18 protein-coding genes are annotated in these 21882 nt (G+C 42.6%); 7 read left to right on the top strand and 11 right to left on the bottom strand.

All coding sequences use genetic code 11. The features are described 5' to 3' along the window. Positions 1 to 174: 174 nt before the first annotated feature. Together putP and JMX50_RS05145 are read right to left on the bottom strand one after the other, a co-directional pair. On the bottom strand, positions 175 to 1674 hold the full coding sequence (gene putP, locus JMX50_RS05150) for a sodium/proline symporter PutP (RefSeq protein WP_201619480.1): 1500 nt from the start codon (positions 1672 to 1674) through the stop codon (positions 175 to 177). A 511-nt stretch (positions 1675 to 2185) separates the two neighbouring features. Then, on the bottom strand, positions 2186 to 3058 hold the full coding sequence (locus tag JMX50_RS05145; RefSeq protein ID WP_201564708.1) for a LysR family transcriptional regulator: 873 nt from the start codon (positions 3056 to 3058) through the stop codon (positions 2186 to 2188). Between the two features lie 434 nt (positions 3059 to 3492). Between JMX50_RS05145 and leuC the strand changes: the two genes are divergently transcribed. The 5 genes from leuC to JMX50_RS05120 all read left to right on the top strand — a co-directional run bounded on the left by leuC (position 3493) and on the right by JMX50_RS05120 (position 9595). After that, positions 3493 to 4911 carry a 3-isopropylmalate dehydratase large subunit gene (gene leuC, locus JMX50_RS05140; RefSeq protein WP_201628678.1) on the top strand — a complete coding sequence of 473 codons (1419 nt, stop codon included), beginning with the start codon at positions 3493 to 3495 and terminating at the stop codon, positions 4909 to 4911. Between the two features lie 54 nt (positions 4912 to 4965). Then, positions 4966 to 5616 carry a 3-isopropylmalate dehydratase small subunit gene (gene leuD, locus JMX50_RS05135; RefSeq protein ID WP_201564702.1) on the top strand — a complete coding sequence of 217 codons (651 nt, stop codon included), beginning with the start codon at positions 4966 to 4968 and terminating at the stop codon, positions 5614 to 5616. A gap of 185 nt (positions 5617 to 5801) precedes the next feature. Continuing rightward, positions 5802 to 6551: a hypothetical protein gene (locus tag JMX50_RS05130; protein ID WP_201628677.1), complete on the top strand. Its 750-nt coding sequence runs from the start codon at positions 5802 to 5804 to the stop codon at positions 6549 to 6551. Between the two features lie 247 nt (positions 6552 to 6798). Then, positions 6799 to 7902 carry a 3-isopropylmalate dehydrogenase gene (gene leuB, locus JMX50_RS05125; protein WP_201628676.1) on the top strand — a complete coding sequence of 368 codons (1104 nt, stop codon included), beginning with the start codon at positions 6799 to 6801 and terminating at the stop codon, positions 7900 to 7902. A 484-nt stretch (positions 7903 to 8386) separates the two neighbouring features. After that, entirely contained in the window at positions 8387 to 9595 is a 1209-nt protein-coding gene (locus JMX50_RS05120; RefSeq protein WP_201628675.1) for a L,D-transpeptidase family protein, read from the top strand. Positions 9596 to 10022: 427 nt separating this feature from the next. Here the strand turns inward: JMX50_RS05120 and infA are convergent, their stop codons facing one another. From infA to dinB, 7 genes are all read right to left on the bottom strand, one after another. Next, complete coding sequence (gene infA / locus JMX50_RS05115; RefSeq protein ID WP_021814850.1) at positions 10023 to 10244, bottom strand: translation initiation factor IF-1; 222 nt, start codon at positions 10242 to 10244, stop codon at positions 10023 to 10025. A gap of 160 nt (positions 10245 to 10404) precedes the next feature. Beyond that, on the bottom strand, positions 10405 to 11244 hold the full coding sequence (truA, locus tag JMX50_RS05110) for a tRNA pseudouridine(38-40) synthase TruA (protein WP_201628674.1): 840 nt from the start codon (positions 11242 to 11244) through the stop codon (positions 10405 to 10407). 123 nt (positions 11245 to 11367) lie between these two features. Beyond that, positions 11368 to 12468, bottom strand: coding sequence for an asparaginase (locus JMX50_RS05105; RefSeq protein ID WP_201628673.1), 1101 nt, complete (start codon positions 12466 to 12468; stop codon positions 11368 to 11370). A gap of 185 nt (positions 12469 to 12653) precedes the next feature. After that, positions 12654 to 14258 (bottom strand): FimV/HubP family polar landmark protein, encoded by a 1605-nt coding sequence (locus JMX50_RS05100; RefSeq protein ID WP_201628672.1) that lies wholly within the window; start codon positions 14256 to 14258, stop codon positions 12654 to 12656. Positions 14259 to 14309: 51 nt separating this feature from the next. Then, entirely contained in the window at positions 14310 to 15971 is a 1662-nt protein-coding gene (locus JMX50_RS05095; RefSeq protein ID WP_201628671.1) for a FimV family protein, read from the bottom strand. A 111-nt stretch (positions 15972 to 16082) separates the two neighbouring features. Beyond that, complete coding sequence (gene queA, locus JMX50_RS05090; protein WP_201628670.1) at positions 16083 to 17357, bottom strand: tRNA preQ1(34) S-adenosylmethionine ribosyltransferase-isomerase QueA; 1275 nt, start codon at positions 17355 to 17357, stop codon at positions 16083 to 16085. A 188-nt stretch (positions 17358 to 17545) separates the two neighbouring features. After that, positions 17546 to 18631, bottom strand: coding sequence for a DNA polymerase IV (gene dinB / locus JMX50_RS05085; protein ID WP_201628669.1), 1086 nt, complete (start codon positions 18629 to 18631; stop codon positions 17546 to 17548). A 425-nt stretch (positions 18632 to 19056) separates the two neighbouring features. On the opposite strand from dinB, the gene JMX50_RS05080 reads away from it, so the two are divergent. Continuing rightward, positions 19057 to 19302: a hypothetical protein gene (locus tag JMX50_RS05080; RefSeq protein ID WP_201565867.1), complete on the top strand. Its 246-nt coding sequence runs from the start codon at positions 19057 to 19059 to the stop codon at positions 19300 to 19302. A gap of 95 nt (positions 19303 to 19397) precedes the next feature. Here JMX50_RS05080 and maiA read toward each other — a convergent pair whose 3' ends face one another. After that, complete coding sequence (gene maiA / locus JMX50_RS05075) at positions 19398 to 20036, bottom strand: maleylacetoacetate isomerase (protein ID WP_201628718.1); 639 nt, start codon at positions 20034 to 20036, stop codon at positions 19398 to 19400. A 212-nt stretch (positions 20037 to 20248) separates the two neighbouring features. Here maiA and JMX50_RS05070 point away from each other — a divergent pair, with 212 nt between their 5' ends. After that, complete coding sequence (locus JMX50_RS05070; RefSeq protein ID WP_201628668.1) at positions 20249 to 21121, top strand: IclR family transcriptional regulator; 873 nt, start codon at positions 20249 to 20251, stop codon at positions 21119 to 21121. Positions 21122 to 21188: 67 nt separating this feature from the next. Here the strand turns inward: JMX50_RS05070 and JMX50_RS05065 are convergent, their stop codons facing one another. Continuing rightward, on the bottom strand, positions 21189 to 21764 hold the full coding sequence (locus tag JMX50_RS05065; protein WP_201619493.1) for a VOC family protein: 576 nt from the start codon (positions 21762 to 21764) through the stop codon (positions 21189 to 21191). Positions 21765 to 21882 lie beyond the last annotated feature (118 nt).

Genomic DNA, 21882 nt, shown 5'->3' with positions numbered 1-21882 from the left:
ACTTCTCACTTGTGGCAAGTCCGGTATGTCCTTGCCGATAGTATGCGATGACTTGCATCTTAAAGTCTAGATCGTAACGCATAAAAATACCCCCATAAGTTGTGTCCAACTTATGGGGGTCGGTTCACAATTAGCGAGGTTTTTCTTTGTCATACAATAATGAATAAAAACTACTTATTTATCTAAGTTCATTTCCATCTCTTCAAATTTTGCCGATACTGAAGGTCTTGGACCACCAGTCATGATACTCACGGCAAAAATAGCGATGGTACTTAAGATAAAGCCTGGTACGATAGCGTATAACCAGCTATTTAATGGCACACCATTCATCTGGAAAGGACCGTAAACCCATAAGATAACAGTCAATGCACCGACCACCATACCAGCAACGGCACCGTTACGGTTCATACGACGCCATGTGAGGCTGAAAATAACCAGTGGTCCAAATGCTGCACCAAATCCTGCCCAAGCGTTAGATACTAAGCTGAGTACAGAACTTTCTGGGTTCGAAGCAAGTAGAATTGCGACTACAGCAACCACGACAACTGAGAGTCGACCAACCAATACTTGACGCGCTTCTGGCGCATCTCTATCAAAGAATAGCTTATAAACATCCTTAGTCAATGAGCTTGATACCACGAGTAGTTGAGAGGAAATCGTACTCATAATAGCGGCTAGAATGGCGGCTAATAAGAAACCCGATACCAGTGGATGGAACAAGAACTGGGTAAAGACCAAAAAGATGGTTTCAGGGTCGTCTAATGTCATTGCCGTTTTTTGTACATAGGCGCGACCAGCGATACCTGTCACACAAGCACCGATAAGGCTGATAATCATCCAGCTCATACCGATATTACGGGCAGTGGGGATATCTTTTACTGAGCGAATGGCCATAAAACGGACGATAATATGCGGCTGACCAAAATAACCAAGCCCCCAAGCGAGTAGCGATACAATTCCCAGTACCGTCATCCCGCTAGTGATATCTAGCATACTAGGGTCAATGGCTCTAATAGCATTGGTCGTTGCCGACACACCACCAAGGTCGGTCAAGGCGACAATAGGCACAATCACCATGGCAAACAGCATGATGATACCCTGTACAAAGTCAGTCATCGATACCGCTAAGAAACCACCAAATAGCGTATAAGCAACGACGACACCTGCGGTTACCCATAGACCTGTACTATAAGAAAGATTTAACGAGCTTTCGAAAAGTTTACCACCACCGACTAAACTGGCAGCGGTATAAACGGTAAAGAATAAGATAATAACCACGGCAGAGATGACACGTAGCAAATGCGACTTGTCTTCAAAGCGGTTGGCAAAATAATCCGGTAAAGTGATGGCGTTATCAGCGACTTCGGTATAAACACGAAGGCGCGGCGCCACGATAAGATAGTTTAGAAAAGCACCCAAGGTTAAACCAATGGCAATCCATGCACTGACGACACCGTCAGCGTACATAGCACCTGGCAAACCAAGTAGTAACCAGCCCGACATGTCCGATGCGCCTGCTGATAAGGCAGTGACTGCAGGGCCTAAACTACGACCACCAAGCATATAGCCTTCAGTATCATTGGCTTGCTTAAAATAAGCATAAATGCCAATCCCAATCATCACTAAGAAATAGGCGCCAAGTGATATCATCACGCCACTAGAAACTCCGTTCATATAAACTGTCCTTAACCAACATAATTGGCTGTCATTATTTTGAATGATAAAAATTAGGTCTTACAAGACGCTGCTCGAAAACAATGTCTTAAGATGAAAGAATCTAAAGACGAAAAAAGCCATTAAGTAGGACATAATGGCTTTTATTCAAAATCTTCTGTTAGTTTTATATGATTGATGCTGTTCTAGGACTGCTATCTATAAAGTCATGATTCAACGCAAACGGCAAATTCATCTGTTAATTTTATAATTTCATCGCTCGCATCTGCTTATCATGTATAAATCTCAGTCGTTTATATAACCAATCATTTAAAACCACTAAACCTACTGCTTACTATCATATATTACTAGAAGTGTTCAATATATGACTATCAGTGTGCTTAAGGTAAATTTATGTTATCTAAACAACGTCAAATGTATTATAACGTATGAGTGGCACAAATGCGAATGCGCTATTTTGCTAAATAACGCAGTTCTTTTAGCCAATATTCATAAAGAGTCTACCTAATCTCTATTCAATGGGCGCTAGCAATTCTAATAATGCCGTCACGCTGCTTGATTGTGTTAGTTTTGGATTGATGACCACGCCCAAATAACGTTGCAATTCGATATTATCTGCCATATCAATACGTTCTAAATCCTGACTGACCATCGTTTGTGGTAATACCGACCAGCCAAGCCCAACAGAAACCAACATCCGAATAGACTCAAGCGGGTTGGTGCTCATAGTGGCGTAAGGTTTTAGATTGTGCTTAGCAAATTCCGCCAAGGTAATCTGACTGGTAAAGGTATTGGCAGATGGCAAGATTGCAGGATAGCGCGCCAATTGCTCGAGCGTTACATTGGATTTGGTCGCTAAAGGCGATAAAGTGCCGGTCATAAAGTAGAGCGGATCTGACCATAAGGTATGATAGGTCAAACGCTTATCATAGACGGGCGGCAGCGTTAAAAATGCCAATGATAAATCGCCATCGAGCACCGCTTTATGAGCAGTTTCTGAATCGACAAAATGCACTTCTAGTTGTACGGCAGGATAAGCTTGGATAAAATGCTTAAGCACAGGGGCTAGGTGATGCAAGCCGATATGATGGCTGGTACCGATAACGAGCTTACCGGACACAATATGCTGCGAATGCTGTAGATTAATTTTAAAGTTTTCATAATCTTCAAGCCAGCGTTTGGCATGAGGCAGCATTTCACTGGCGGCTTGCGTCGGTACAATGCCGCGACCAACCGTGTCAAATAGGGTGATATTAAACTCATCTTCTAAATTTTTGATGCGCTTACTGACCGCAGGCTGAGTAATAAATAGCTTTTCTGCTGCACCTGAGATGCTGCCTGTCTTCATAACAGTGACAAATGTCGTCAAATTTGTGGTATTCACACCGATGTCCTTAGCTACATAACGAGCTATAAATAAAAGTTGGCTAGCCTAATCATAATGAATTAGAAATAAAAGTTTGTGACTATGCAAAAATCATCAATTATTATTATAGGATTAGCCTGCTATAATCACAAGACATCTAGACGTATTGTCACATATTTATTCTGTCAACGTCATGATTGGCAGTATATGGCGTATTTTGAGTAGCCATTACTGCAATAAATGATAAATATTATAAAATACCTGTGTTTATTCTTTGTGCCTATAACGTCTTAATCAGGCTATATAAAACATAAATGAATAAACAGGTAGTAACAATAAACAGGTAGTAACCAAGTATTAAATTAAAATGCGTCAGTAGACAAAAAGATTTTGGCACTCACTCATTATTAAAGCAGTCATTCAGAAATTAGCAACTAAAAAAGGATAGCAACATGGCCGGTCAAACGTTATATGACAAACTTTGGAATGCTCACGAAGTCACCAAGCGCGATGATGGTTCGAGCCTGATTTATATCGACCGCCATTTGCTACACGAAGTGACAAGCCCGCAAGCATTTGAAGGCTTAGAGCTTGCCAATCGTGCGCCGTGGCGTCTGTCGGCTAATATCGCAAGCCCTGACCATAATGTACCGACAGTGACTAAAGAGCGCTCAGAAGGCGTGGCTGGTATCAAAGACAAAGTATCGCGCTTACAAGTACTAACCTTGGATGAAAACTGTGCCAAGTTTGATATCGCTGAATTTACCATTAATGATGCGCGTCAAGGTATCTTGCACGTGGTCGGTCCTGAGCAAGGCTTAGTCTTGCCTGGTATGACGGTTGTTTGTGGTGATTCACATACCGCCACCCATGGTGCACTTGGCTGTTTGGCACACGGTATCGGCACCTCAGAAGTTGAGCATGTGTTGGCGACTCAGTGTTTGATTCAAAAGAAATCAAAAAATATGCAAATCCGGGTCACCGGTAAGCTTGGCGCTGGCGTGACGTCAAAAGACGTGGTGCTTGCTATCATTGCTAAAATCGGTACCGCTGGCGGGACGGGGCATGCGATTGAGTTTGCCGGCCAAGTATTTGAAGACATGAGCATGGAAGGTCGTATGACCGTCTGTAATATGGCAATTGAAGCGGGTGCACGCGTCGGCATGGTTGCTGTCGATGATACGACCATTGAATATGTGAAAGGCCGTCCTTATGCACCGACTGAGGAGCAGTGGGAGCAAGCGGAAGCTTATTGGCGCACCTTGTACTCAGATGATGATGCCGTATTTGATACCGTGGTTGAGATTGATGGTAGCGAGATAGCACCGCAAGTTTCTTGGGGCACCTCACCTGAAATGGTCGTTGATATCACTCAGTCGGTACCAACCCCTGACCAAGCGGCTGATGAAGCGCAAGAAGAGGGCTGGTTACGCGCTTATACTTATATGGGTTTAGAAGCTGGGCAAAAAATTACCGATATCCAGCTTGACCGTATTTTTATTGGTTCGTGTACCAATTCACGTATTGAAGATTTACGTGATGCAGCAGCAGTGATTAAAGGTCGTAAAGTTGCCGATAATATTAAAGAAGCCATTGTTGTCGCAGGTTCTGGTCAAGTGAAATTGCAGGCGGAAGCAGAAGGCTTAGATGCTTTGTTTACGGAAGCGGGTTTTGAGTGGCGCGAGCCGGGCTGCTCTATGTGTTTGGCGATGAATGCCGATAAGCTTGAGCCGCAAGAGCATTGTGCCTCAACGTCTAACCGTAACTTTGAGGGTCGTCAGGGTAATGGCGGTCGCACGCATTTGGTCAGCCCAGCGATGGCAGCAGCAGCAGCTTTGGCTGGTCACTTTGTCGATGTGCGCACGTTTTAATCTTTGACCATGTGCTTTATTTATCGATAATAAATTTATTTGATAGGAAATCTTATGCAAGCTTATAACACCCAAACCGGTATCGTTTGTCCGCTCGATCGCGCAAACGTCGATACTGACCAAATTATCGCCAAACAATTTTTAAAATCCATTAAACGTACTGGCTTTGGCGTCAATTTATTTGATGATTGGCGTTACCTTGACGAAGGTTATCCGGGTCAAGATAACAGCACCCGCGTGATTAACCCAGATTTTGTCTTGAATCAGCCACGTTATCAAGGCGCCACTATATTGCTGGCACGTAGAAACTTTGGTTGTGGCTCGAGCCGTGAACATGCACCTTGGGCGCTTTCAGAATACGGCTTTCGTACTATCATTGCACCAAGCTTTGCCGATATCTTTTATAATAACTGCTTTAAAAATGGCATGCTGCCAATTGTCTTGGATGAAGCCATCGTTGATACCTTGATGAAAGCAACGCTTGCCAATGAAGGCTATGAGTTGACCGCCGACCTTGAGCGTCAAGTGGTTATTACCCCAAGCGGTGAAGAGTATGCTTTTGAGGTCGATGAGTTTCGTAAGCATTGCTTGCTCAATGGTCTTGATGATATTGGTCTGACTTTGCAGCAAAGCGATGCGATTAAAGACTATGAGCATAAAATGATGCAAAAAACGCCTTGGATATTTAACGACGTTAGAGCATAGCTATTAGAGAATAGTCCTTAGTATTCAAAGGACTGATAAAATTTTTTTAGTAGAAAATATTATTCAACATATAAAAGTGCTCAACGCTAATACAGCGTTGAGTTATGGTAATTAAGTGGCTAAAATGAATGATAATGTATTTTTACCTTATCGTAATTTCTACCTCATAAATAGTAGCCACCATTATGAATAAAACACGCTTTGTTGTATGGACAAGTACGGCTATTGCCGCAAGTTTATTATTATCTGGCTGTCAGGTATTGACGGGTTATCAACAAATAGACTCGGCAGAAAATGCCAAAGTATGGACTGGGAAAATAACCCCTGTCGCCGGTGAAGTAAATATTGCCTGTGTCGGTACTTATCATTGCGAAATTGCCCGCATTGATCAGACGCGCATTATAGGTAGTGATACTCATGAGCCTCTTAATCCTACCATGCTGGTTGCGATGCAAGCGGTGAATGCAAACGGTAAGAGCCGTACTGGTAATAAGCATGGACAAGCGCCAATGGCGATGGATATGACGCCGCTTACTCATAAAAAAGCGATAAAAATTGTACCCTTGTCAGCATCTGCTATGCCTGGCCTAACCAATTATTATGCGCGAGTACAGCCTGGCAAACGTGAGGTACAAGTCAATTTTTATCCAGAAAATAACGTGGGCTATGTCGAGCGTTTCGCGATGATTCACGATTTTTCTGAGGCAGGAACCTATCAGCTGCGCGCTTATCAAAAGAAGTCTAGCAACAACTCAGGCAGTTTGCTTGATAGCGCTTCGCCAGAGCCATTATGTGTTGAGCTATATCAAGGGAATAGTGTCCAGCGCCGCTTTTGCAAAGAGATAGGGGCTGAGCATCAAGGAGAGTTTGTAGAAACTCGTGTTGTTAAAGCTGAACCTACTCAGTCGCCATCAAAGCCACTAGCAAAAAAATAAAGTAAAAGCCAAAGTTTTATAAAAAGGCGTTTACATCGAAGCTTATTTAAAGAAGTTTATTTAAAGGAACTTATTTAAACAGATAGACCCTGACTTCTTGTGTAAGGCATTGCACAAGAAGTCATTTTTTAACAGGCTCTCATAAGCTTGTCAGCAGTACCCTAAATAGCAATACCTTAAGTATTAGTAGCATAAACATCAATTCCATAAAGAATATTTACTTAACTATTTACTCACAAGGATCAGTATGGCAACGATTTTAACATTAGCAGGCGATGGCATTGGCCCTGAAATCATGACTCAAGCCGTTGATGTGCTTAATGCTGTCAATAATAAGTTTGAATTAGGCTTAACCCTTGAATCTGGATTAATCGGTGGTGTGGCGTTTGATGCCACGGGTGAACCATTGCCCGAAGAAACGCTACAACGTGCGCGCGCAGCAGATGCGGTGTTATTGGGTGCAGTTGGCGGTCCTAAGTGGGATGGTATTGAGCGTAGCAAACGTCCTGAGCGTGGCTTACTTAAAATTCGTAGTGAGCTTGGTTTATTTGCCAATCTGCGCGTAGCCAAACTTTATCCGCAGCTTGTTAATGCTTCAAGCATCAAGCCTGAGATTATCTCGGGTCTAGACTTGCTGATTGTACGTGAATTAACCGGTGGTATTTATTTCGGTGAGCCGCGCGGTATTCGTACCTTAGCGAATGGTGAGCAGCAAGGCTATAACACCATGGTTTATAGCACCAGTGAAATTCAACGTATCGGTAAAGTCGCTTTTGAATTGGCGAAAACTCGTGCACAAGCAGCAGGTACGCCAGCTAAGGTTTGCTCAATAGATAAAGCCAATGTTTTAGAAGTCACTGAGCTGTGGAAGCAGACGATGATTGAGATGCAGCAAGCGGATTATAACGATGTGGCGTTATCGCATATGTATGCTGACAATGCTTGTATGCAGCTGATTAAAGACCCTAAGCAGTTTGATGTGATGGTCACCGGCAATATGTTTGGTGATATCTTATCTGATGAAGCGGCGATGCTGACCGGTTCTATCGGTATGCTGCCATCGGCGAGCCTCGATGAGGCGGGTAAAGGCATGTATGAGCCTTGCCATGGTTCAGCCCCTGATATCGCTGGTCAAGATAAGGCCAATCCATTGGCGACCATTTTATCTGTGGCAATGATGCTGCGTTATACCTTTAAACAAGAAGCTGCCGCGCAAGCGATTGAGCAAGCGGTCAGTGACGTACTTGACGATGGTTTACGTACCATTGATATCCTCGATCGTAGTGAGACAGGACTCAAACAAGTAGGTTGTCAAGAAATGGGGCAGGCGGTACTGGCAAAATTGGTTTAGTAATGCAGCTTTAATATAAGCGGATTTTTCAAATATTGTTAACTAGAAGCCTTAATAGCTAGGAAAATTAAAAACTAGAAAGCATGATAATTAGAAATCCTTATAGCGAGAAGCCCATAATTTGCTTAGCAAGTTATGGGTTTTTTTATGCCTATTTAAAAGATTTATTCACCGTAACACACTCAATAAGCTGGTCGCAAAAAAGGACTTTTTTTAACACAGATGCCGTAGGATAAGGCCTTTATTAACATAAAGCTGTTATATGCTGACAGGCTAATATGTCACTATAGGCGAGCTTACTAAGTTATTAAAATACTAAGTCATTAAAATAAGCGCTATTTATTAACCTTAGTTTTTCTACGAAAGAAATATTTTATTAAGACATTAAAAATCACTCAAAACAAACGTCTTAATAGTGAGTTTTTATCATTAAATTTCTAATAAAAAACAATATTAATAACAATAACTACTCTAGGAGTTTTACATGTACCAATTAACCAAAATTAGCAGCGCACTGGCAGCCCTTGGTTTATCGACATTTTTGTTGATGGGCCAAAGCTTTGCTGCTACTAATGACAATAATACTAATGCTACTAATGATAATAGTGCAAATGCGACAAGCAACGCCGCTACCAATGAAACCGTTACCAGTAATGCAGCGTCCAACACTGTCAGTAAAGAAGCTGCTGCTAACAATGCCAAAGATATCAGCCCAGTGACTAATGGTGTAAGCCAAAAAGTTGCGGGTAACAGTAGAGCTGCCGTATCGTTGAATAAGTTTTTACCGACCATTAAATATACGACAGAAAACCTGCCAGCAGTTGCGCAAAAGATAAATGCCGCTACTTGGAAGGAAGGCACTAAAATTGATCGTAATGTCGGTACCAAGCTACAAGCTTTGTTGAACTGGAACCAAAATGGCGTTGGTCCGGTAGATGGCTATTGGGGTAAAAACACCATCAAGGCCATGCAAGCTTTTCAAAAAGCCAATGGCTTGACCGTAACCAATGATTTGAATAATGAGACTTGGCAAGCATTAACCAAAAATGAAAAACTGATGACACAGCCAGTATTGGTCAGTTATCAGCTGAGTGAGGCGGATGTTAATATTAAAACCACGAGCATTCCCGCAGGCGCAGAAGCCAAGGCTAAGCTCGATGGTATGTATTATGAAAGCGTGACGGAAGGCTTGGCAGAAAAGTTTCATATTAGTGAAAAATATCTTAAAACGCTCAATCCTACCGCTAAATTTATCGCTGGTGAAACCATCACTGTTTATAACCCTGGCAATCCTAATACCAAGCCTGTGAGCCGAGTCGTCGCTGATAAAGCCACCGAAACGCTATACGCTTATGATGCTAAAGATAACTTAATAGCCAGCTATCCGACTACGGTAGGCAGCACAGCAACGCCATCGCCAACAGGGACGCATACGGTAGAAGTAAAGGTACATGAGCCCAATTATACCTACACAGGCAATGATGGTAGCAAAGCTATCATTCCACCAGGTCCTAATAATCCAGTCGGGCTGGTATGGATAGGACTGAGTAAGCCTTCATACGGTATTCATGGTTCACCAGATCCTGCGCGTATCAGCCGTCAAGCATCAGCAGGCTGTATACGCTTGACTAACTGGGACGCGCTTGCACTGCTAGGGGTGATTCAAAACGGCGCAACCGTTGAGTTTAAATAAGTCATGACTATATTGGTTAGCAATAAAATCGATGCGCTAGATACGCTAATAGTTACATGCGACTGGTATAAATTTTCCTTGCTTGCTGTTATCACAAAGACTACGAAGAGGCTACGAAACATTCATCGCAGTCGCACTGTATCGGTTGCAAAGTGAATTCACTATGTTTATAGGTTGTTATTTGAAAGTGGTTCTTCAAAAGTTATTTTAAAAAAATGATTAAACCTTAAATTTTTAATCTTAAAATGAAGACAAAAAAATACCGCTAAAAGTAGCGGTATTTTTTATGGTAAAAGCAAAAAACAATATTAATAGACTAAAATATGATAGGCAATAATGAGTAGGCTAGCAGTATCATTATTATTATCAGTTAAACCTCTCAAGCATTTATATTAATGCTGTTATAACCATTTTAGCCAATAAGAATTTAGTTTTTACCACGGTAAGTAATACGACCTTTTGATAAATCGTAAGGCGTCATCTCAACCTTAACTTTATCGCCAGTCAAAATGCGAATGTAATGTTTGCGCATCTTACCTGAGATGTGCGCAATGATTTCGTGTCCGTTTTCTAAACGAACTTTAAACAATGTATTTGGAAGGGTGTCAATGACTTCGCCTTCAAATTCAATAATATCGTCTTTTGCCATAATTTGTATCAATCAATTAAAAATAAGCCCATATTATACGTAACTTAGCGGATTAAAGCAATACGGAACCTGATTTTTGCTTGACAGCCTGTAAGTGATATGTATGTTATCTTTTAACGAGGGGCTGTAGTAGATAAGCACTATGCCCGCTTATATTAGCTTAATCGGGTAGGTTGAGCCAAATAGGCGTTAAAGGCGCATTTGGCAGTAATTGTTGAAAACGCTTAGGATAATAGGCGTTAATAAAATACAAGCCATCACCAGAAGCTGTCGGCGGCGCAATCGTACGATCTTTTTTGGCTAAAATATCCAAAAATGCTTCTGGCGGCAATTCGTGTCGACCAATGGCATATAAAGTGCCCATGAGGTTACGTACCATATGATGCAAAAATCCGTCTGCTTGAATGTCAAAAACAATAAATTGACCGTGGGCAAAGAGTCTTGCATGACTGACTGAGCGGACGGGCTGATTAGACTGACAGGCAGCGGCACGATAGCTGCTAAAATCGTGAGTACCAACGATATCAGCCGCCGCTACTTGCATCGCTGCTAAATCCAGCGGCTCATAGATATGAGTCACTTGGTGATTTAAAATAGCAGGTCGCTGGGCTTGATTGAGAGTGATATAACGATAACGACGGGCAATAGCCCCAAAACGGGCATGAAAGTCGTCAGGCATCGGCTGTATCCAGCGTAGGGCGATGTCATCGGGCAATAAGCTGTTGACGCCGCGCAGCCAGTTATGAGGGTGACGATAGGCATGAGTGGTAAAATGGGCAATCATATTGCTGGCATGCACGCTTGCATCGGTACGACCAGCCGCGACGACCTCTACCGTCTCATTCGCGACTTTACCGATAGCTGTCTCTAACGCTTCCTGTACACCCAATACTTCTCGTTGTCGCTGCCAACCATGATAGTGCGTACCCAAAAACTCAATGGCGATGGCTAATGTATAGGTTGGGGGAGCTTTAGCTTCGATGCTGTTAATCTCGGACATGTTAATCTCGGACATGGGTGTTATTGGGCATTATAGTATTGGATATTTTAGTATTGGACGTTCTAGTATTGGCGCTTATATTCTAGGATTAGCGCTTATAAAGTACGCATATTCAACGCTAGTCTAACGTTTTTTGATAGTGGTACTTGGCTGATTGACATTGTTGAGCCAGCGCTGACGGCGTCTTGCCGGACTATCATAACGCAGTAAAAGCCATAACAGCCGTGCATAAATAGCGGGAATCGTTAAACGTCCGCCACTAATTACATGATAATCGTATTGCCAACTACCGGCAGCATAGCTCTCACTGACCCCGCCAAATGGAGACTGGCTAGCGCATACCACCATGTGGCCGTTTTTATAAGCAAGTTCTAGTGCTTCTGCTAGCGCCGGCGAATAAGGAACGTTGCCTGCGCCGAAACCTAATAAAATAATCCCACAAGGCGGCAGTGATAATAATGCCTGTAGCTGATTGCTCATTACCTCAGTGTCGTTCGGCAGGCAATATAAGGCATGAATACGTGCTTGCTTAGCCCGAGCTTCAATAAAGTCGACCAATTCTTGCTGATCATCTAGCCAGTGCTGGCGGCGGGTATCTGGTAAGCTTTTGATATAACTATTGGCAGGATAGGCCGCTCGAGAGTGACCGGTAAATGCCATCAAATCGTGGCTATGAATTTTTTGTACTGTCTGCGCTGGCCAAGACTCGCCGCCAAAACCAATCTTTATACCTGATTCACCAGCTGCCGCCAATTTTAAGGAATCGGTAAGGTTATCCCAGGCGTCGCTATTTGCGTCAATGGTATAAGAGTGCAACACGTTACTGTCTAATAATGGGCGCATACTAGCGGTGATAACCACGCAAATATCACTACCAGCAAAAGCCTCTGCTAAAAACGCGCCTAAATAACTCAAAGTATCCGTACCAGTAATAAGCACAAACCGGCTGTCGCCTTGGGCATAGGCGGATAGCAAAAGCTGATAAAAATGTACAAAGTCACTAGGGGTAAGCTGGCTACTGTCTTTAATTAAAGTATTATCAAGCCATGAAACCTGAGGCAGATTATTAGCATTATTTTGCTCAGCCAGTAAGTGTTGCAAGGTCGGCAAAAAAATATCTGCCGATAACGGTGCTAAGGGTCGCCCGTAGCTACCAAAAGTACCACCAGCATAAATGAGACGAATAAGATTGGAGCGTGTCTTTGTCATAATAGAGGAGGGCATAGTATTAGCACAGTGAAGAGAAATGAGAGCAGAAAGCGCCGCTAAGTTTTAGGGCGCGTTCTAGCAAAAATAATGAGTAATGATAGAGTGAATAATAATAGAGAGTATCAAGCTTAAATGCAAAAAAAATCAGCAAGTATTCTTAGGATAGTAGAATACTTACTGATAAGAGAAGGTGCTACTTGTTATGCAGTGCGATCTAGTAGAGTTTGCGCTAGGCTTTGTTGCTCGCTCGTACCTTGGCTTATGACTTCATTGAGTAAGCGTTTAGCACTATCATATTCACCCAGCTGTACATACTGACCGGCTAAGTCTAAGGTGACTTGATTGCTGTCTAACGTTTTGACGAAATCAAAGTCAGCTGCAAAGCGTGATGAGAAGTCTTCGGCAGTTTCAACCTCAGTCTCAGCAGTAACTCCGCTATCAACATTGTTTTCAACTTCGCTTGCAAGCTCAACTGGCGTCGTCGCTGTTGGAGCACTTGTTAAAGAATCAAAGTCAAAATCATCATCAATCAGGGTGTTTTCATCGAACGTAACAGTCGTTGGTGCAGTGTTATAAGCTACTGTCTCATGAGCTGCTGTCTCATGAGGGACTTCATTTATTTCCTGCGCTGCATTGTCTTCAAAAGTAAAGTCATCAAAATTGTCTTCAATAAGAATAGGCGTTTCACTTGATGGTTGTATTTCCGTCTCTGCTTCAACTGGTGCATTGAAAGTATCAATATCATTGATATTATCAACATTATCGAGAGATAAAGTAAGGTCTTCCTGCTCTAGTTGAGTTGCTTCTGTAGTGACTTCATCAACATCAGCATAAACGTTATCATCGCTAGCTTCAATTTCTAAATCTGCCAAATCTAAGACAAAGTCTTCATTGTCATCTAATGTAGTATTATTAGACGTATCATTAGATAGAGTGGTAGTAGGCGCTTGCGTAGAGATATCTTGTGGCTCTGCTAAGTCGAAATTAAAATCAAAATCGGAGTCACTGGCGTTACTATCGCCACTATTATCATTTTTGCTTATAACAGCTGAAGCAGATAAAATTTCAGCATCAGCGATATCTAGCTCAGTGACCGGTGTCATGCTAGTAGCGGCGGGCTCGTTAATATCGTTTTCTAAGTCATTCAGGCTCAGGTCAAAATCTTGCTCGATATTATCGAAATCATGAGAAGTAGCTAAAGTGGTGTCAGAGCTGTCTGCTAAGTCGTTTCTATAGGCAGTAGGTTGAACCGCATCATCATCAAGATGGTTATCAATAATGGCGTTTTGACTGTCGACTTTGTCCGCAGGGATATCAAAATCGATACTCTCAAAACCCGCATCTTGGTCATTTTCAGCTGGTAGAGCATGTTTGGCTGCTTGATTTTGTTCTTCAGTCAGTAATGCTTTTAATTCATCTGCTTGAGCGATACTTTTTGCATCAGCATGAGTTTTAATAGAGTCATAGACTTTATTAAAGTTATCAGATTGATCTATCGTGGCATATATCGCAAGCAGCTTAAGAGATAATTGGCTATCATTAGGTTTTTCAATAAGACCGCGATTGAGCGTTTCAATGGCTTTGTCATAGCGCTGCTGATCCATAAAACGTTGCGCAATCTCAATAGGATTAAATTTTTTGTCATTAGTGCTGTCGGCTTCACTAGGTGCTTCTTTAAGCGCAGTTTTTCCTGCCTTTACAATTGGTTGCCCTGATGGTTTTTGTGCTTTATTTTTACGCACGACCAAAACCGCTATTAGTACAATAAATACCAATCCGGCGATAATATATAGCATATTGTCCATAGTTACTCCTGCGCCCACGATCACAGCATAGTGCATTGATCGGTTAGGCAATTATTGATTGCGTAGTTTTTCGAGACGAGCTTGTAGCTCCGCCAGTTTTTGGTTTTGTAATTGCAGTTTTTTAGTATAACTGCCAAGCATGCTGTTGGTCTTTGATAAACGTTGAGCTTGGTCGGCGGTACTTTGTCGCGATGATTTAAGAATATCTAATACATCTGTGCTAAGCCCGTTGCCCGTTGCCATACCTGCCTTAGTTTTAGTGCCATCTGCGCTACCATCATGGCCAGGAGCGAGAACAGAAAACTGAGCGGTTGGCAGGGTTTGTGTTTTCTTTATAACCGGCTTCTCAGTACGCTTTGTCGCTTTAGCACTCTCAGTTTTTATTTTAGAGGCAGCTTTCGGTGCAGCAGGTTTTTTAACTATGGGTGTATTTGCTTTTCTATTAGGCTTTCTTTGCTCGCTGATAGCGGCCTGTAGCTTTTTTTGAGATGGCACGACATCATACTTGGGTAAACTTAACTGAGCATCGGCTTTTAGCTGATCCGCGTTTTTATTGATAAAGGCATTCGGGTTTTGTGTTTGAATCTCGTTCATGACGGTTTGTACATCAAGATTGTTTTTCTCTGCGATTTGCTGGGCAATGATCCATAAGTTATCGTTACGCTGTACTGTATAGTTAAACTCAGAGCTCGTGTCATTATTAGCAGAAGCTATACTAGCGCCTTTATCATTGGAACCTAGCGTAGATAGATTTCCAGAGGATAGGGTTTGCTGTGAAGCAATCTGGGTAGATGGGGTAGTGCTATAGAGATCTGCACCATCTGAACTGTTTTTAGCAGTTGGCAAAGGGTTAACAGGTGTTGGCGTGGCAGCCATCATATTTGTGTTATTTGCATTGCTAGTATTGTTTGAAACGTTAGGCTGTATCTGACGGGTAATCTGGATATTCAAGATATCAAATTGATTATCCGTAAGCCCAGTAGCAGATGCACTGCCATCTAGATTTCCTGTTGCATGATTATTAGCATGATTGACAGCTGTCATCGTAGGATTGCTCTGCTTATCAGTATCATTATTCAAACGCTCATTATCTAAGCGACTATTCTCTAAGCTATTAGGAGAATATACCGTAGTCGTACTTTGCGTGGCAGGCGTGGTAACGGCTGTAGGTGCCAATAATAATGGTGGCGGCGTACCCTTTTTAACAATTAACGGTTGCGCATTCGTGGTAGAAACCTCAGGTAAGTTCGGCTTTTTTGCGCCTGTAACGATATTTTGAGTAGGGGTAATCGGCAAGCTGTTATTTAGAGGCATCAGTAATGTTTTAGGAATAACATTGCGCTGAGTACCATCATTAATAGACAGCACTACATCTGCAAAAGGTTTGGAGACAGGTTTGGTCGTTGTGATAAGAACGTGTCCACTGGTGGCTGACGTCGGTTGGAAACGGACGGTCATTGAGTCAGTTGGCGTCAAGCCCATTTGCTGATAAATAGTAGAGTTCGCCAAACTTGCCGAAAAATCAGCGGTCTTAATATCAGTGACCGTAATACTGGCAGCTAAAGGTTCATGCTGCGCTGAGGTAATGACTGTCTTGCCAATGGTGGCAGCTTGGGCATGAGACATAAAAGCTGCATAGCCGACTGAATAAAGCAGCGCCATTGATACTGAGCGATGTACAGTAGTCAAGCGATGAGATAAGTGACAAGACATGTGCAGCCCTTTAGAGTGAGAGTTATCTGTGTTGTTATAACAAAATACTGTTTAGTTTACCAGTTTATTTCACCGCTGTTGTGAACAATGCATTAATTGTTTGCTTAATGTTTATTCTTGCAACTGAATCTTTTTATCAAGCAGCATGGCATCACCATAGCTAAAAAAGCGATATTGGGTATTAATAGCATGTTGATAGGCTTGTTCGATGGCCGCTTTGCCTGCAAATGCAGAGACTAACATCAGCAACGTAGACTTTGGCAGATGAAAATTAGTAAACAGTTTGTCTATAACACCAAACTTAAACCCGGGATAAATAAAGATATCGGTATCACCCGCCCAGCTAGAAAGCGCTTGACCATTGACCGCTGTTTTTTGATACGCAGTCTCAAGCACTCGTGTGACCGTTGTACCAATCGCAATCACTTGCTTACCATTGGCATGCGTTTGATTAATGAGGTCAGCGGTAGTTTGGGGCAGGTGAGCATATTCGCTATGCATGGTGTGATTGAGCAAGTTGTCTGTTTTTACCGGGGCAAACGTACCAGCACCAACATGCAAGGTGACAAAAGCAGTATTAATACCTTTGGCGGCAAGCTTATCTAACACGAGCTCATCAAAATGTAAACTGGCGGTCGGTGCTGCGACGCTGGCAAGTTTGGCGGGGTCATGAAAAACCGTCTGATAACGGGTATTGTCAGTCTCATCGGCGTGGCGCTCAAAGTAGGGCGGAATAGGCAGCTCACCATAACGCTCTAAATCAGGCAGAATAGACGCCTCAAAAGCTAAAATAAATAAGTTATCTTGGCGACCAATCATCACAGCCTGCATATGACCGTCGGCAATCTGCAATCGTTGCCCAAGTTTGGGTGCTTTACTGGCTTTAACATGACAAAGGGCAATATGCTCTTGGCTAACGGTTGCACCGTCTGTCGTTTGTAAATGTAAGGTCGCGCCATCTAAATCTGATAGCTCAACTAAACGCTCAATCAGCACCTCTATCTTACCGCCCGTATCTTTTTGCCCAAACAAGCGCGCTTTCATGACTTTGGTGTCGTTAAAGACGATTAGGTCGCCCGTGTTTAGCAGGTCGGGCAGCTCAAAAAACTGTTTGTCTAAAATCTGACTGTCAGTATTTTCTTGATTGTTTTTAGCTACATATAGCAACTTTGATGCCGAACGCTGCGCCAATGGGTAACGAGCGATTAAGCTGTCTGGCAGCTCATAATCGTAATCGTCAACGCTAAGATAGTCCAAAACGTCATCGTTCTTATTAATATCGTTATTTAGGTTTTTATCAGTACTGTTGTTGAAGTTTTTGTCGGTATTGTTATTGGTCGTATCAGTGAGGTTAATATCTGGGCTTATAGGTTGAGAGTCAGTCATAGTCGGTCTTTCAATAGATAGAAGTTTCGAGGCAATTGTAGCAGAAATGCGGATATGAAAGAACGGTTTCCTAAGCATCAGCCGTTCATAAATGATGAATGGCAAATAAAATAGCCTAAGCAAAAACTTAAGATATGACAAAGTTATGGCTTTATTTCCACTAGCTTTGTTTGCAAAGATTTAATGACTTATTCAAATAAATTTAGCTGCGGCAGTATTTGCGTGGCAGGCGTTAACGAAGAAAAAGTCACACCGACAAGCCGGATAGGCAGCAGACGTGGAATATCTAAAAATAGCTTATCAAGCCAGTAATGGGCAGATTCGGCGCTATCAAAAGCCGTGGATAAGGTGTGCGAACGCGTGACTTGGGTAAAATCGGCGTATTTGATTTTAAGGGTAATGGTATAGGCGACGAGCTGCTTTTTATGTAGCTGCTCAAAAGCATCGGCATTTTGCTCATAGATTTGTAGGCGTAGCTCATCATCATGACTTAAATTGTCCCTAAAAGTGGTCTCAGAACCAACCGACTTGTGCGTACGCTGCGATTTAACGGGGCGTTCGTCACGGCCATGGGCGATGTCATGATAAAACTGTCCACGTTTACCAAATTCATTGACTAGAACGGCAGCAGGGGTGAGCCGTAGGTCAGCACCCTTACTGATACCCATCGCATGCAAGCGTTTCGCTGTTGCTTTGCCAATCCCATGGAAACGCTCAATAGGCAATGTGCTAATAAACGCCTCAGCATCCGCTGGCGTAATTACCGCCGTGCCATTGGGTTTATTAATATCAGAGGCAATCTTGGCGAGCATTTTATTAAAGGACACGCCCGCAGAGGCATTGAGTCCTGTATGCTCTAAAATTTGCGCCCGTAGCCAATTTGCCATTAGTGTGGCTGAGCCGTGATGTACGCTTAATCCTGTCACATCAAGATAGGCCTCATCCAACGATAATGGCTCAACCTGCGGCGTCAAACTGTGCATAATGCGGCGAATATCTTGACTGACCGCGCGATAGACATCAAAGCGTGGCCTGACAAATATGACGTCGGGGCAACGTTTACGAGCTTCATAACACGACATGGCGGAGCGTACGCCAAACTTACGCACCTCATAACTGGCAGCTGCAACCACTCCGCGACCATTGGGGTCACCACCGACGACTAAAGGCTTGCCGCGTAGCTCAGGAAAATCGCGCTGTTCTACACTGGCATAAAAAGCATCCATGTCAATGTGAATAATCTTGCGAGGGCTGGGTGTGATAAGAGCAGTCATAACCACTATTTTACCTGATTTGGCTTCTTAATTTTAGTCTCTGTTATTGGGTATAAAATCGCTTATAAGGAGATGGATACTATTGTTAAAATAAGGCGAGCAGCTAGCGCTAAGCACGATAGTAGGCGTTATCAATGGGATATTTGGCAAAATTAATCAGCTTCATTTAACGTTTATCCGAATATTCCTACCGTTTATCGGCAAGAAGTACTTTCGATGTTACAGTTTTGCTGCTATTGTTTTACAATAAAGTATCCAAAGAGGTTAGTAGCTGTTAAATAGAATACAACTTGATGATTTTATTTTTCAGCAGAAATGGATGTTTGTATAGCTCATGTCATGCTCATGGAACGAGCAATGATGCAAGGTATTAGCAGAAAAGCACTGGTTTTTACTGATAGTACAGGAAAGTTAGGGAGCTGGATATGAATGGTGAGTTAACAGGGAGCGATTTGACCCGCGCATTACTTAAACGTAGTGATAAACCAATATGGTGTGCGGTTGATGATGAAAGTGATGAACAAGCGATGATGGATCATGATGGTAATGATTTTACCGCCTATATCGTATCATTTAAAGATGGCTACTTTTATTGTAGCTGCGGCACACCTTGGGCATATGCAGTGCCAGTCAAGATAAGTGCAATCACGCAGTGTGAGGTGAACGTTTGAGTAGCATGATAAGTAGTAAATCACCTATATAAAATAGCCTCATATTTAGAGGCTATTTTTTTGTCAACAGTAAGCGCTTAGTGCATCAGGTTGCATCAGGTTGCATCAGGTTGAGCCATGGGATCGGCGTCAGCAAAGGCTTTTAGTGTGCGACAATGTGCGTCAATCTCGGCGATATTGGGATAAATACTTAAGTCTACTTTAAAGCGCCGTGCCGATGAGACTTGCGGAATCAAATAGCAATCTGCAAAAGTAGGGTTATCGCCGTAGCAGAATTTCCCACGAGCTTTATCTTGTGCTAAGCGTTTTTCTAACGCTGCAAAACCCTCACTTATCCAGCGATTACACCACTTAATAACAGCTTCCTCGTCTACCGATAGCTCATTGCGCAGATATTGCAAAATACGGCGATTGTTAATAGGATGGATATCACAGCCAATCATGGCGCTTAGCGCACGTACCTGCATACGACCGGCAGCGTCTTGAGGTAATAGCGGCGTCTCAGGATAAACCTCTTCTAACCACTCTAAAATAGCCGGGCTTTGAAACAACAGCAAATCATCTGCTTGCAATACAGGCACCAATCCTTGTGGGTTAATGGCTTTGAACGCTGACTCAAGCTGCTGATCTTTTGCCAAGTTAACCGCGATATACTCATACGCTAAACCTTTAAGATTCATCGCGATACGAGTACGATGCGATGTTCCGCTACGAAAGTAGCTATATAACTTCATCATTATCAATTCCCTTTATAATGGTAGGTTGTTTGTGTCATAAGTGGTTATAATTATTGATACCATGCTTATGTTATATAATCCAAATGAGTAATGTTAAGTCGTATTGTTATAAGTAGTACTGTTATAAGATTTCCATAAATAACACATTAATAGCGTAGATAACTAATAGAGTAAGCCATCAATTGAACAAGCCACTGATTGAGCAAAACATGCCCGCATCTGAAAACCTAACAGACAATCCTACTAGCAATAAAAACCAAGGTGGCGTGCAGTCACTTGAAATTGGATTGTCAGTATTAGACGTTCTAATCAATCACAACGAGCCTATGATGCTAAAGGATATTGCGCAAAATGTGCAAATGCATCCGGCTAAGTGTCATCGTTATTTGGTCAGTCTTATTCGCAAAAATTATGCGCGGCAGCTGAGTGATGGTCGTTATGGACTGGGCGTGCGCGTTAATGCACTGGCAGCATTGGGGCAGACTGGGTTTAATCAAAACAATATCTTGGAGCGATTGACGCATATCGCCAATGAAATTAAAGACACGCTACACTGCGGGGTGCAAATTGCCAAATGGTTTAGCGAAGGTCCAATTATCATTCAATCGGTTGAGCCAGATAGCCCTATCAGCATCATCACTCGTATCGGTTCACGTATGCCGCTAACAACGTCGGCGACAGGGCAATTATTTGCCAGCTATCAGCCAGATGCCGTTATCGAGCCATTGGTGAAGGCGGAATGGCGTATAGAGGATAAAGCAGTCATCGCAGAAAAATGGCAGCACTTTAACCAGATGCAAGCCAAGATTCGCACCCAAGGCTATGCTACGGTGACCGGTGATATGCTGATGGGGATTAATGCCATTACCATTCCAGTGATTGTGCCTCAATCAGCCAACACTGCTGCTATTCAGTCCACTGCCAATGACAAGCTATCTGCTAATAACCAATCATCTTTTGATAACTTGCCATTAGAATATGCCATTACTATCATTGGTACCACCGAGCAGTTGCCGATGAGTGAACAAAATAACGTGGTTGAGCAAATACTGGCAATCGCGCAGCGTTATCAAATAGCGTAGCCAAGACTCGCTACTTAACTTAGCTACTTGATAAAGTAAAATTTAACCATCCAATAAATTAACGCTATTACTCACCTGCAGGCGCGACTTCTCGTGCTTGCGCCAGTTCCTCTGCATGTAAAAACTGAGTATGAGCGGGTGCACGCTTGGTACGCGACCATTCTTCTAACATCTCATACTTCATCTCTTCCGTAATCATCGAGACTTTTTCTTCTGAGGTAATATCATCGTAGGTGAGCTCCATACGATGGCCGTTAGGATCAAAGAAATAGATAGAATGGAAGATACCGTGATTGGTCACGCCGACCACGTCAATACCATTCTCTTCTAAATGCTTTTTTGCGGCCATTAAGGCATCACGGTCTTTTACTTTCATGGCTAAATGTTGTACCCAGTTTGGCGTATTGGGGTCAAAGCCCATTTCCGGTTGATTGGGCACTTCAAAAAACGCCAAGACATTGCCATTACCGGCATCTAAAAACACATGCATATAAGGGTCAAAAGCTTTGGTCGAAGGTACGTGGTCTTCAGCAAATGCTAAGATGAAATCCATATTGAGGTATTTTTTATACCATTCAACGGTTTCTTTAGCATCCTTGCAGCGATAGGCTACATGATGGATTTTTTCAATTTTAAAACTCATATCAAACTCCTTTTGATAAAGCGTGCTACTTAATAAGCTGTCAAACCTGTATTAAACTAAATGGTGATAATTGTCGGACAGCCTAAGTAGTTTTTTTACGCCTGTTTTATTTGTAAGT

It is taken from the genome of Psychrobacter maritimus (assembly GCF_904846345.1).
In the GTDB taxonomy this organism is placed as follows: domain Bacteria; phylum Pseudomonadota; class Gammaproteobacteria; order Pseudomonadales; family Moraxellaceae; genus Psychrobacter; species Psychrobacter maritimus.
This window is presented reverse-complemented; position numbering and strand designations above follow the sequence as displayed.